Origin of the sequence: Perlucidibaca aquatica (genome assembly GCF_001676655.1) — a bacterium.
GTDB classification, from domain to species: Bacteria; Pseudomonadota; Gammaproteobacteria; order Pseudomonadales; family Moraxellaceae; genus Perlucidibaca; species Perlucidibaca aquatica.
In genome coordinates, this window is record NZ_LZDB01000002.1 from 887,394 (window position 1) to 900,849 (window position 13,456).

The window sequence follows — 13,456 nt, forward strand, 5'->3', positions numbered from 1 at the left end:
TTCACGTGAGTCTGTGGCGGGTCTTAGGTTTCGGCCTGGTTTTAAGTTGCACACTGTCCGCCGCAGGGTTCAGTCAAGCTCGCATCGAGATCAGCCATGCCTTGGCACTGCATGGCCAGCCCGCGCTTCCCTTAGGCTTTACGCACTTCCCTTTTGCAAATCCCTCTGCGCCCATCGGCGGTCATTTACGCCTAGATTCCACCGGAACGTTTGACAGCCTGAACCCGTTCATTAGCAAGGGCATTTCAGCCGAGGGCATTAACCGGATTTATGACAGCCTAACGGTGGCCTCGCCAGACGAGCCCTTTACGCGCTATGGGCTGTTAGCCGAGCGAATTGAGCGTGACCCTAAGGACGCCTCGTGGGTAATTTATCAGCTGCGGCCCGAGGCCCGATTCAGTGATGGCAAACCGGTCCGCGCCGCAGATGTTGTGGAGACATTCAGGCTGATTCAAAGCCATGGCGCTCCCGCATACAAAGCTTACTTTGCTGATGTGAAACACGTTCAAGCCCTAACCCCACTGAGGATTCGGTTCGAGTTTCGCAGCAAAACAAATAGAGAGTTGCCACTGATCGTGGGCGAAATGAGCATTTTGCCTAAACATTACTGGCAAAACCGCGCATTTGAAAAATCCAGCCTAGATATACCGATTGGAAGTGGCCCCTACACGGTGGCCAACGTTGATCCGGGCCGTCGCATAAGCTATGCCCGAAATCCGAACTATTGGGGCTGGAAACTCCCCATTAATCGCGGCCTTCATAACTTTACACGCATCAGCTATCGCTACTATCGCGATGGCAGTGTGGCCTTTGAAGGCTTCAAAGCCGACCAATACGATATTCGCTTAGAAAACAAAGCCAAAACCTGGGCGACCGAATACAACTTTCCTGCTGTTCAAAACGGGCAGGTCATCAAGCTAGAGCAACGCCATGAAAACCCCAGCGGTATGCAGGGGTTTCTCTTTAATACGCGACGCTCCCCCCTCAATGACATTCGCGTCCGAGAGGCGATGAGCTTAGCGTTCGATTTTGAGTGGTCAAATCGCGCCCTGTTTTATCAAGCCTATAAGCGCACCAGTAGCTATTTTGACAACTCCGCTTTGGCGGCTACTGGCCTGCCTAGTCAAGCGGAAAGGCGACTGCTAACGCCGTTTAGACGCCAACTCCCACCACAGGTATTCGGGCCGGCCGTCATGCCGCCTCGCAGTCAGGGGGATGGATACAATCGCGACAACCTCATCGCAGCACAGCAACTGCTTAAGCAAGCGGGCTGGCGCGTACAGCAGGGTCAATTGATCAACGCCAAAGGCGAACCTTTACGCCTTGAAATGCTGCTTGTGCAGCCTGAGTTTGAACGTATCACCCAGCCGTTTAAACGAAATTTAGCGCGCCTAGGCATCACCTTAGATATTCGTATTCTCGATGCGGCGCAATACGTTGAGCGACTGCGTCAGTTTGATTTTGATCTGACAGTCGGAGGCTTCCCAGCATCCAGCTCGCCCGGTAATGAGCTGTGGAGCTTTTGGAGTAGCACAGCCGCTGCTACACCGGGCAGCCGCAACCTGACGGGTCTGAAATCGGCCGCCGTGGACGCGCTGGTTGGGCAGGTGACTCAAGCTCAAGATCGCGGCGAACTGGTCACCGCCGTACGTGCGCTAGACCGGGTGCTGCGGGCACAACACCTCGTGGTTCCTCACTATCACACGCCCGTCATTCGCATTGCAGCGTGGAATCGCTTTGGGCGACCCGAGCGCCCGCCTCGCTTTGGTGATGGCTTAGATACCTGGTGGTTTAGCCGCCCCGCTGCGGAGGCTAAGTAATGCTGACCTATACCTTGCGACGTCTTGCGTTAATGGTGCCGACACTCTTTGGCATTTTGCTGATTAACTTTCTCATCATTCAGGCCGCGCCAGGTGGGCCGGTTGATCGTACGTTGGCGCATTTGCAGGGCATTGGCGGTAGCTCAGTTATGTCTAGCCAAGGCGATATTGCCGTTTCGAGTAGCACCTCTGGCCATGGCTATCGAGGCAGCCAGGGTTTGGACCCTGAGCTCATTGCAGCCATTGAAAAACAATACGGTTTTGACCAGCCTCCGGCTCAGCGCTTCTGGAAAATGCTGAATGATTTCGCCCGCTTTGATTTGGGAAATAGCTTCTATCGCGACACATCAGTTATGGATCTGATTAAAGAGAAGTTGCCCGTATCACTATCGCTCGGGCTGTGGAGCACTTTGCTTATTTATCTTATTGCGGTACCTCTTGGCATTCGGAAAGCGCGCTACCCCGGCAGCCGTTTTGATGTGTGGACCAGCGGCATGATCATTGTGGCTTATGCCATTCCTGGCTTCCTGCTGGCCTTGCTGCTCATCATTCTTTTTGCCGGCGGGAGCTATTGGCAATGGTTCCCCATGCAAGGGCTGGTCTCCGAAAATTTCACTTCCCTGTCGCCTTGGCAGCAAGCGCTCGACTATGCCCACCACATGGTATTGCCTACGATCTGCCTGACGTTAGGTGGCTTGGCGACATTGACATTGTTTACCCGCAACAGCTTTCTGGAAGAGCTACAGAAGCAGTATGTGCTAACCGCACGAGCCAAGGGCGCCAGTGAGCAGCGCGTGCTTTTTGGCCATGTCTTTCGCAATGCCATGCTCATTCTCATCGCGGGCCTACCCGCCACCCTGTTTGGCATTTTGTTTACTGGCGCTTTCCTCATTGAGATTTTGTTCAATCTGGATGGCCTTGGGCTACTCAGTTATGAGTCCGTCATCAACCGCGACTACCCTGTCATATTTGGCACCTTATTTTTGTTTACGCTGATGGGCATGTTGCTCCGATTACTGGGCGACCTCTGTTACCGCTGGGTGGATCCGCGCATTCATTTTGAACAGGTGACATCTTGAAGCTTTCCTCATCGTGGTCTCCGCTGACCCAAAGACGATGGGCGCAGTTCCGTGCTAACCGCCGCGCTTGGTGGTCGCTAATCAGCCTAATCGTGATTTTTATCGCCACCTTAGGGGCCGAGCTCGTCGCCAATGACAAGCCCATTTTGGTTCGATACCAGAGTGAGTGGATTATTCCGCTGCTGGAGGATGTTCCCGAACGTCATTTTGGCGGGGAGTTTGAAACCTCCACGGTGTATCGCGATCCTGCTGTGCAAGCACTCATCAATGAACAGGGCTGGATGCTCTGGCCCATGATTCGTTTCAACGCCGACACCATCCACTTTGAACGCGCCGAACCTACACCCTCCGCACCGTCCTCGCAAAACTGGTTAGGCACAGACGACCAAGGTCGCGACGTGTTAGCACGGCTAATTTACGGCATCCGTATTTCGCTCTGTTTTGCCGGCCTGCTCACGCTGGCAACAGTCATTTTAGGGGTAGGCACTGGCGCGATTCAGGGCTATTGGGGTGGCTGGGTAGACCTTTTCGGCCAACGCATTATTGAAATTTGGTCCGGCCTGCCCGTGCTTTTCATGCTGATCATTTTATCCAGCGTGGTTGTGCCCAATTTTTGGTGGCTGCTCGGTCTCCTAGCCCTGTTTAGTTGGACCGACTTAAGCGGTCTGGTGCGTGCTGAGTTTCTCCGTACACGACAGCTAGACTATGTACGAGCCGCCCGCACACTCGGGGTTAAACTGTGGCTCTTAGTCTGGCGTCATGTCTTACCGAATGCGCTTGTCACGACGCTCACCCTGTTGCCTTTTATTTTTACCGGCGCCATCGGGTTACTGACTTCGTTGGACTTCCTAGGCTTTGGTTTGCCGCCCGGCTCAGCTTCCCTAGGCGAGCTCATCGCGCAAGGTAAAAACAACCTGCAATCGCCTTGGCTGGGCTTAACGGCCTTCTTTTCACTCGCGGTACTCATGACCCTATTGGTCTTTATCGGGGAAGGTCTTCGTGATGCCTTTGACCCACGACAGGTCGCGTTGAAATGACCTCTTCGCTACTACGCATTCAACAGCTCTCGATTACCAGCTCAGCGTCTGAGAAGTTGGTGCAAAAAGTGTCCTTAGATCTCAGCGCAGGTGAATGGTTGGCGCTAGTTGGTGAGTCAGGCTCGGGCAAAACACTCACTGGTTTAGCCTGCTTACGCTTACTGCCGGCTGGCCTCAAAAGTGAGGGCACGATTCACTGGCAGGGCCAAGACTTAGCTAGCCTTTCGCCCGAGCGCTTACGTCAGTTACGCGGTGGCGATATTGGCATGGTCTACCAAGAACCCTTGACCGCGCTAAACCCTTTGCATCGCATCGGCAAGCAGCTCATTGAGGCCATCACGCTACATCAATCCATCAGCCCTGCCCAAGCGGCGCAGCGGGCGCTAAACCTGCTGGCCGAAGTCGGCATTGATGATGCCGCCCGACGTCTGGAAGCCTGGCCGCATGAGCTCTCCGGTGGCCAACGGCAGCGCGTAGTCATTGCCATGGCCTTAGCTAACTCGCCCAAGCTTTTGATTGCAGATGAGCCCACCACGGCCTTGGATGCGCTGCTTCAGAATCAGATACTGGACTTGTTAAAGTCGCTACAAAAACGCCGTGGGCTTGCCATTCTTCACATTAGTCATGACTTGCCGCAGGTTCAACGTTACGCCGATCGCGTCATGGTTATGCAAGCGGGCCAAGTGATTGAAGCCGATAAAACCGAGCACGTGTTTCAGCAACCCAAACACGACTACACCCGCGTCTTGCTGCAACCGTTTGCGAACAGCCAGCCCTGCCCACGCCCCAAAGATGCCAACGTGACGCTGAGCGTGAGCCAACTCAATGTGCGCTATGCCCTTGAAAAAACGTGGTGGGGTGCGGTGTCTCATTGGCGTGACGCCGTCTGCTCATTAGGGCTTACCTTGGCGCAAGGCGAATCGGTGGGCATTGTGGGCGAGTCTGGCTCCGGTAAATCCAGCTTTGCGGCGGCCATTCTCAGACTTACTCCTGCCACCGGGCGCGTGGTGCTCTTGGGTCAGGATTGGCTGAAGCTGTCAGGCGAGTCGCTTCGACGGGGACGTGCCGAGTTGCAGCTGGTGTTTCAAGACCCCTATGGCAGTCTTAACCCTAGACTGACCGTAGCCGCCCTGATCAGCGAAGGGTTACGCGCACATCAGGCCTTAACGGAAGCGGCATTGGATGCTGCTGTCTGTAAGGCACTGACAGCGGTGAGACTCGACCCCCAGTGTCGTCACCGTTACCCACATGAGTTCTCCGGCGGACAGCGCCAACGCATCGCGCTAGCACGTGCGCTGATTTTGGACCCTGCGGTCTTAGTGCTCGATGAACCTACCTCGGCCTTAGACCGCCATACCCAAGGCGAAATTCTTAGCCTGCTCCGTGATATCCAACGGGAGCGTGGCATTAGCTATTTGTTCATTAGCCATGATTTGCGCGTAGTTCAAGCGCTTTGCCACCGCGTCTTAGTGATGCAGGCGGGCAAAGTCGTCGAGTCTGGTGATTGCCAGCGAACTTTCCAAACGCCACAACACCCCTATACCAAGGCGTTGGTTTCTGCGATGAGCCTGACTCTTTCGCCGCCACCGCTGCCCGTGCAGACCTAAATGCCACTATACTTTTTGCCACCGTTAAACGACTCAAATTCACCGAACAGGAGCCTGATATGGGCATGATGACCGGCAAGCGCGTTCTCATTGTGGGCGTCGCCAGCAAACTCTCAATTGCTTATGGCATTGCTGAAGCGATGCATCGTGAGGGTGCCGAACTCGCCTTTACTTATCAAAATGACAAGCTGAAAGGCCGCGTTGAAGGCTTTGCAGCGACCTTTGGCTCAACATTGACGTTTCCTTGCGATGTTGCCTCAGATGATGAAATTAGCAGTGTCTTTAGCGCCCTAGCTGCACATTGGGATGGCCTCGATGTTCTCGTGCACTCGGTCGGTTACGCGCCAGGCCATGAGCTAGAAGGCAATTATGTGGACATCACCACGCGTGAAGGCTTCCGCATTGCTCATGACATTAGCTCGTTTAGCTTTAGTGCCTTAGCACAAGCCGCTAAGCCGATGATGTTGGGACGCGGTGGCAGCTTGCTAACGCTCACCTATCAGGGCTCTGAGCGCGTCGTGCCTAACTACAATGTCATGGGTTTAGCGAAGGCCTCCTTGGAAGCCAATGTGCGCTACCTCGGCGCCAGCTTGGGTCCAGAGGGAATTCGCGTGAATGCCATCTCGGCGGGTCCGATTCGCACGCTGGCAGCCAGTGGCATTAAAGACTTCCGTAAAATGTTGTCCTATAACGAAGCCGCTACTCCGCTGCGTCGAAATGTCACCATCGAGGAAGTCGGCAATGCCGCAGCCTTCCTGTGCTCAGACTTAGCCTCTGGTATTAGCGGTGAGATTTTATATGTGGATGGTGGTTTCAATACCGTTGCGATGCCTGCACTAGACTCTGTCTAAGCGTCTTGTTTCAGGCATTAAAAAGCCGCGCTACTCTCATCAAGTTGCGCGGCTTTTTATTGAGCCAGACTCAGACGATTACTCCGCTGAATTATTTGCTCTCAAGGTGATTTTAGCTTCGGCCTTTAAGAAACCCAAAACATCTTGAAGTTCTTGTTGGCCGCGGTTTTCACCCAGCATGGTTTGCGTAGCGGAACGTTGTGTGCCCGCCAGTGCGACACCCGGCTTAACAGCGCTTAAAGCAATAACCGAAACGGCATCACCCAACTCCGCCACACCCGTGCTCAACGCCGTACCCTTCGGCGGTGCAATACGGAAGACTTCGCGCAACAGCAATGGATTAAGCGCGGTATCTCGACGTGTCACGCCCGTCTGCACTTGAACACTTAAACCGGCTTTGCTGGCTGCCGCGGCAAAACCTAAAGTTTTACTGTCACGTGCAACGACCTCAGCCGCCTGCTTAGCCAGCGCCAGTGCCTGTTGAATTTGCAGTTTGGCACGGATAACCGAAGACACTTCCGCCAATGGCAACTTGCGTGATGGCTGGTGCGAGGCCAGGCTCAACCACAGTGTGGTGCCATCTTTAAGCGTGATCGCGCTGGTGTTTTTACGCTCTTTGATCAAGTCGTCGCTAAAGGCGGCATCCAGTACTTTACGCTCACTGAAAACACCTGCGGCACCCTGACGATCAAAGACCGGCGAGGTTTGAACCTGAAGATTGAAGGCCTTGGCAGGGCCTTGTAAGTCAGATGACTCATAAACCGCTGCATCTAGCTTCTCCACGGCCTGAGCAAACAGCTCATCTGCCTGTGTAGCGCGAACTTCCTGCTCCAATTCGGCTTGAAGCTGAGCAAAGCTAGGGACAGTCGGTTGCTTAATGGCCAGCAGCTTAATGAGATGGTAGCCAAAGGGGGTTTTAACCACGTCCGACACGTCACCCACTTGCTTCAGGCTAAAAAGCGCTTTGTCGAACTCAGGCACAAACTGGCCACGAGCGGTCAAGCCCAAATCGCCGCCATTGGCCGCCGAGCCTGGGTCTTTGGAGTTTGCCTTCGCCAATGCGGCAAAGTCAGCCCCCTCCGCTACCTGCTTAGCCAGCGCTGTTGCTTTGGCTTTGGCATCCGCGTCCTTAACTTTGTCATCAATGGCAATCAGGATATGCGCCGCTTGACGCTCTTCCGTACTGGCCAAGGCTTTTACGCGTTCGTCATAGCGAGCTTTCACAGCTTCCGGGTCTGACTTGGCTTGTCCGGCAAACGTGCCACGGGTCAACGCCAGGTAATTCACACTGACCACTTCCGGACGGCTGAACAGGCTTTGATCTTTATCGTAGAACGCTTTGATTTGAGCATTCGTGACGTTGACGTTAGCTAGGAAACGATTCGCTGGGATAATGGCATAGCTAATATCACGCTGCTGGCTATCCAAAGCACTCAGTTGATCTAACTCTGTTGGTGTGACAAACGCGCTCATGAGCAAGCCAGACACGCGCTGTGAGGTCAAAATCTCTTCGCGGGCACGCTCAGGGAATGTCGCCGGTGTCTCGCCAATTTGGCTCAGGACTAAGGCATAGCGAGAGGGCGAAAACTTGCCGGCTTCTTGGAATGTCGGAGTGCTCTGAATCAAGGTTTGAATCGTGGCATCAGAAACCTTGTAACCGGCATCGTGTGCTGATGTCAGCAACAGCTGGCGTTGTATCAGGCTGTTTAAGACACGCTCCCGCAACTGCTTCTGTTGCTCATCTGTAAGAACGCTCTCGGCGCCCATACGGGCCAACACTTGCTGCTTCTGATTTTCAAACGCCTTATCCAGCAGCGTTTGAGATATCTCGTGCCCATCAACTTCCGCAACGATCACTTCAGAATTGCCACCGAAATAGGACTCGACACCAACCAACACCAACGGAAGCGCCAAAAGGCCGAGCATGACCTTCCCTAACCAACCACGAACCACATCACGAAACGCTTGCATGAGCAACCTACACGCTAAATGGATGCGTCATTAAGACGCTAGAAAAAAGCGCGCCAGAGTAGGCGCGCTTTTCGGGTACTGCTTTAACCGCAAAACATCCTTAGACGTTTACGGCATCCTTCAGACCTTTACCGGCCTTGAAGGACGGAGTCTTGGAGGCGGCGATTTTGATTTCTTTACCCGTTTGCGGGTTACGACCTGTACGAGCGGCGCGTTCTTTCACAGCAAATGTACCAAAGCCAACCAGAGTAACGGCATCGCCACCCTTCAAGGTTGCTGTGATGGCAGCAACGGTTGCGTCTAATGCACGGCCGGCATCCGCTTTGGTCATGTCAGCTTTTTCAGCAATGGCGTCAATTAATTCAGACTTGTTCACAGGCGTCCCCTTTTCGATAGACATTTTGATTATTGGAGTAGTTCAGCTGCTGGCAACAGGGCCACGCAAGTGAGTTGTTTTATAAAACGCAGGGGCAAAGGAATCAAGCACAACTCCATTAAAACCCCTGTTTTCAGCATAAAAATTTACTTTACCGGCCTTAATGGTGGCTGACATTGGGCTGATCCCGTCTTTCGACACGAGCCAAACCCGCTTCATACGCCTCATCACTTAACGGTTGAGGGGTCTGCGTGAGGGCAATGGCGAGCACTTCGTCGATCCATTTCACCGTACGGATCTCCAATGCGGCCTTCACCGTATCCGGAATATCCTTCAGATCACGCGCATTTTCTTCAGGAATGATGACGGTGCGAACGCCACCACGATGCGCTGCCAGAAGTTTCTCTTTCAAGCCGCCAATCGGCAAGACCTGCCCACGCAGGGTAATTTCCCCGGTCATCGCCACATCTGCTCGCACCGGGATTCCGGTCAGGACAGAAGCCAGTACGGTGCACATACCGATACCTGCGCTGGGGCCATCTTTGGGTGTGGCGCCTTCTGGCATGTGGATATGAATATCACGCTTTTCGAACGTATCAGGCGATAGGCCCAGCGTGCGTGAACGCGAGCGCACTACCGTCATGGCCGCGCGAATGGACTCTTGCATGACATCGCCCAGCGAGCCCGTCATTAACTGGCCACCTTTACCCGGCACGGAAATGGCCTCAATGGTGAGCAGCTCGCCGCCCACAGAAGTCCAAGCTAAGCCCGTCACCTGACCCACTTGATCTTCCGCTTCGGCTTTACCGTAGTTGTGCTTACGAACACCCAAATACGCTTCCAGCAATGCATCATCCACCACAATCGCGCCGTGGCGCGTGCCCATCACGGCCTCTTTCACGACCTTACGACAGACCTTGGCGATTTCGCGATCCAAGGCACGCACACCGGCCTCACGCGTGTAATAACGCACGATATCTCGGCAAGCGGATTCAGTGATGCTGATTTCGCTGGGCTTTAAACCTGCCGCTTCAATTTGCTTAGGCACCAGGTACTGCAGCGCGATGGCAATTTTCTCGGCCTCGGTATAGCCGGGTAAGCGTATGACTTCCATACGATCCAGCAAAGGCGCCGGAATATTCATGGAGTTCGCGGTACACAGGAACATTACTTCCGACAGGTCGTAGTCGACTTCGAGATAGTGATCATTGAAGGCCTTATTCTGCTCAGGGTCCAAAACCTCCAACAAGGCTGACGACGGATCGCCTCGCATATCAGAAGACATTTTGTCGATTTCATCGAGCAAAAACAGTGGGTTACGAACACCCACTTTAGACAACTTCTGGATCAGCTTGCCCGGCATGGAGCCGATATAGGTTCTGCGATGACCACGAATCTCGGCCTCATCACGCACACCGCCCAACGCCATACGCACGAATTCACGATTAGTCGCCTTCGCAATAGACTGCCCCAATGAAGTTTTACCCACACCGGGTGGGCCCACTAAACAAAGCACCGGGCCATTGAGCTTCTTAACGCGCGATTGCACGGCAAGGTATTCCAGAATGCGATCTTTGACTTCTTCTAGGCCAAAGTGATCCGCATCGAGAATTTCGCGGGCTTTTTTCAAATCAATACGGACACGGCTGCGCTTCTTCCAAGGCACACCCAGCATCCAGTCGATATAGCTCCGGACCACCGTCGCCTCGGCAGACATGGGCGACATCTGGCGTAGCTTCTTCAGCTCACTGTCGACTTTCTTGCGGGCATCCACAGGCATGCCGGCCGCTGCAATGCGCTGCTCCATTTCAGACAGCTCATCCTCACCGCCCTCATTAAGATCGCCCAGTTCCTTCTGAATCGCTTTGATTTGCTCGTTCAGATAGTACTCACGCTGGCTTTTTTCCATCTGCTTCTTAACGCGGCCACGAATGCGCTTTTCGACCTTCAGAATGTCGATCTCTGATTCCATCAAGGCCATGAGGTGCTCAACGCGAAGCTGCACTGGCAGGATGTCTAAGATGGCCTGCTTTTCTTCTAAACGCAGCGATAAATGAGCGGCAATGGTGTCTGCGAGTCGGCTGGGGTCATCAATGCCGGTGACAGACGTCAGCACCTCGGCAGCGACCTTCTTGGACAGCTTCACGTATTGATCAAATTGATTGAGCAGCGTTCGAGTCAGCACTTCCGCGTCTGCACGTGTCAGATCTTCACTCGGGATTTCAGACAAGACCGCCACGAAGGCGCCATCCGTCTCGGTGAGATCGCTCAGCTCTGCGCGGCGCAAGCCCTCCACGAGCACTTTAACGGTGCCATCGGGTAGCTTTAGGAGTTGTAACACCTGGGCGATAGTACCAATGGTGTAGAGCCCGGACTGGCGTGGGTCATCCTCGGCCGCATCACGCTGCGACACCAAAAAAATTTGCTTGTCGGCATTCATCGCCAAATCTAGCGCCTGAATCGAACGCTCACGCCCTACAAACAACGGAATGACCATGTGGGGATAAATCACCACATCACGCAATGGCAATAACGGTAACTTGAGGCCATCAGTCATGACACAACACTCCCAATCTGACTGCGCAGATGCGCTTAACTCCTTTTTGGGGGAGACCGAGCCAGATTACAAGGTGACCAATCGCTGGTTGAGCGAAAAGCCAACAAAAAAGGGACCGATGGTCCCTTTTTTGTCACTCGAATCGAGTCTAATCACTACTCTGGCATAACACGAGCCGTCTCAATGTTGTCATAAACCAATAAAGGCTCTGTTTCACCCAAGATCACTTTTTCGTCTACCACGACGCGGCTAACACCTTCTAAGGAGGGAAGCTCGTACATGGTACCGAGCAAAACACCTTCCAAAATCGAGCGCAGGCCACGAGCCCCCGTTTTTCGCTCCAAAGCACGCTTAGCTATCGCACTCAGGGCCTCTGGGCGGAACTCCAGCGATGCACCTTCCATGTCAAATAGCTTAGCATACTGCTTGGTCAAGGCATTCTTCGGCTCAGTCAGGATTTGGATTAGCGCTGCTTCATTCAATTCCGTTAACGAAGCAATCACGGGCAGACGGCCAACGAACTCCGGAATCAAGCCGAACTTCACCAAATCATCCGGCTGCACCGTTTGGAACAGCTCGCCAACGCTAGGCGCCTTGCTGATGCTCTTCACTTGCGCGTTAAAGCCAATACCGCCGGGCTCTGCACGATGAGCAATGACCTTATCCAGCCCGGCAAAAGCACCGCCGACGATGAACAAAATGTTCGAGGTATCGACCTGCAGGAACTCTTGCTGAGGATGCTTGCGACCACCCTGCGGTGGCACACTGGCAACCGTGCCTTCAATGAGCTTTAGCAGCGCTTGCTGAACGCCCTCACCGCTGACATCACGCGTAATGGACGGGTTATCACTCTTGCGAGAAATCTTGTCGATTTCATCGATATAGACGATGCCAGTCTGCGCCTTCTCCACGTCGTAGTCGCACTTTTGCAGCAACTTCTGAATGATGTTCTCTACATCTTCACCGACATAGCCGGCTTCCGTCAGCGTGGTCGCATCGGCAATGGTAAAGGGCACATTCAGCACGCGCGCCAAGGTCTCTGCCAATAAAGTCTTACCCGAGCCCGTCGGGCCAATGAGCAGGATATTGCTCTTCGACAACTCGACTTCAGTGCCGGCGCGGGCACCGACGGCACGCTTCATACCGGCACGCAGACGCTTGTAGTGGTTGTAAACCGCTACAGCGAGCACACGCTTGGCTTGTTCCTGACCAATGACATAATCATCCAACGAGGCTTTCAGCTCACGCGGGGTTGGCAGGCGATCACTGGCTTTCTCGTCCGCTTTCTCCTGAACTTCTTCGCGAATAATGTCGTTGCAGAGATCAACGCACTCGTCGCAGACATACACCGACGGGCCCGCAATTAGCTTGCGAACTTCGTGTTGGCTTTTTCCGCAGAAGGAACAGAACAGCAGCTTGCTGTCCCCTCCTCGTTTCTCGTCGGTCATGCTGATTCTCTCAAATACCTGTTATGTGGCTTATGGGCGCTTCGTTAACACTTGGTCGATCAGACCATAGCTCTGTGCTTCATCTGCGGCCATAAAGTTGTCGCGATCTGTGTCGCGCTCAATGTTCTCAATCGGCTGACCGGTGTGGTCTGCCAGCAGTTGGTTCAACTGGCCTTTAATTTTTAAAATCTCTTTTGCGTGGATCGCAATATCCGAGGCCTGACCTTGGAAGCCGCCCAGCGGCTGATGAATCATGACGCGGGAGTGCGTAAGGGCGAAGCGTTTGCCCTTAGTGCCGGCAGACAACAAGAACGCGCCCATGGACGCAGCCTGACCCACGCAAATCGTGGACACATCGGGCTTGATAAAGCGCATGGTGTCATAGATCGCCATGCCGGCCGTGACCGAGCCACCAGGCGAGTTAATGTAGAGATGGATGTCTTTATCGGGGTTGTCCGACTCCAGGAAAAGCAGCTGAGCCACCACCAGATTCGCCATGTGGTCTTCGATAGGGCCGACAATGAAAATCACACGTTCTTTCAACAGGCGCGAATAAATATCAAAGGCGCGCTCGCCGCGAGCAGACTGCTCTACCACCATAGGCACCAAGCCTAAGTTACTCGGAGCCGTGTTCTGCGATAAATCGATTCTCATGAATTACACCTTGTACAGATAAGGCTCACGCCGAAAGTGGAGTCTCATAAATGAAA

Annotated in this window: 10 protein-coding genes; 5 read left to right on the plus strand and 5 right to left on the minus strand. The window is 53.8% G+C overall.

What is annotated here, in order from left to right:
- The first annotated feature begins 5 nt into the window (after window positions 1-5).
- The 5 genes from A8710_RS07900 to A8710_RS07920 are packed head-to-tail and all read left to right on the plus strand — an operon-like array spanning window position 6 to window position 6,394.
- On the plus strand, window positions 6-1,820 hold the full coding sequence (locus A8710_RS07900; protein ID WP_068859452.1) for an extracellular solute-binding protein: 1,815 nt from the start codon (window positions 6-8) through the stop codon (window positions 1,818-1,820).
- The gene (locus A8710_RS07905) at window positions 1,820-2,899 is read left to right on the plus strand and encodes a microcin C ABC transporter permease YejB (protein ID WP_068859454.1); all 1,080 of its coding nucleotides are present in this window, start codon (window positions 1,820-1,822) and stop codon (window positions 2,897-2,899) included. Before A8710_RS07900 ends, A8710_RS07905 begins: the two co-directional genes overlap by 1 nt.
- On the plus strand, window positions 2,896-3,936 hold the full coding sequence (locus A8710_RS07910; RefSeq protein ID WP_068859456.1) for an ABC transporter permease: 1,041 nt from the start codon (window positions 2,896-2,898) through the stop codon (window positions 3,934-3,936). Before A8710_RS07905 ends, A8710_RS07910 begins: the two co-directional genes overlap by 4 nt.
- Window positions 3,933-5,543 carry an ABC transporter ATP-binding protein gene (locus tag A8710_RS07915; RefSeq protein WP_068859458.1) on the plus strand — a complete coding sequence of 537 codons (1,611 nt, stop codon included), beginning with the start codon at window positions 3,933-3,935 and terminating at the stop codon, window positions 5,541-5,543. The genes A8710_RS07910 and A8710_RS07915 overlap by 4 nt, the downstream gene beginning before the upstream one ends.
- A gap of 59 nt (window positions 5,544-5,602) precedes the next feature.
- Window positions 5,603-6,394, plus strand: coding sequence for an enoyl-ACP reductase FabI (locus tag A8710_RS07920; RefSeq protein WP_068859460.1), 792 nt, complete (start codon window positions 5,603-5,605; stop codon window positions 6,392-6,394).
- Between the two features lie 78 nt (window positions 6,395-6,472).
- On the opposite strand, the gene A8710_RS07925 is transcribed toward A8710_RS07920, so the two are convergent.
- The 5 genes from A8710_RS07925 to clpP all read right to left on the minus strand — a co-directional run bounded on the left by A8710_RS07925 (window position 6,473) and on the right by clpP (window position 13,400).
- Window positions 6,473-8,365: a SurA N-terminal domain-containing protein gene (locus A8710_RS07925; RefSeq protein WP_068859463.1), complete on the minus strand. Its 1,893-nt coding sequence runs from the start codon at window positions 8,363-8,365 to the stop codon at window positions 6,473-6,475.
- A gap of 100 nt (window positions 8,366-8,465) precedes the next feature.
- The gene (locus A8710_RS07930) at window positions 8,466-8,741 is read right to left on the minus strand and encodes an HU family DNA-binding protein (RefSeq protein ID WP_068860697.1); all 276 of its coding nucleotides are present in this window, start codon (window positions 8,739-8,741) and stop codon (window positions 8,466-8,468) included.
- A 160-nt stretch (window positions 8,742-8,901) separates the two neighbouring features.
- The gene (gene lon / locus A8710_RS07935; RefSeq protein ID WP_068859465.1) at window positions 8,902-11,298 is read right to left on the minus strand and encodes an endopeptidase La; all 2,397 of its coding nucleotides are present in this window, start codon (window positions 11,296-11,298) and stop codon (window positions 8,902-8,904) included.
- 155 nt (window positions 11,299-11,453) lie between these two features.
- The gene (clpX, locus tag A8710_RS07940) at window positions 11,454-12,746 is read right to left on the minus strand and encodes an ATP-dependent Clp protease ATP-binding subunit ClpX (protein ID WP_068859467.1); all 1,293 of its coding nucleotides are present in this window, start codon (window positions 12,744-12,746) and stop codon (window positions 11,454-11,456) included.
- A gap of 30 nt (window positions 12,747-12,776) precedes the next feature.
- Window positions 12,777-13,400 (minus strand): ATP-dependent Clp endopeptidase proteolytic subunit ClpP, encoded by a 624-nt coding sequence (gene clpP, locus A8710_RS07945; RefSeq protein ID WP_068859469.1) that lies wholly within the window; start codon window positions 13,398-13,400, stop codon window positions 12,777-12,779.
- Between the last annotated feature and the right edge of the window lie 56 nt (window positions 13,401-13,456).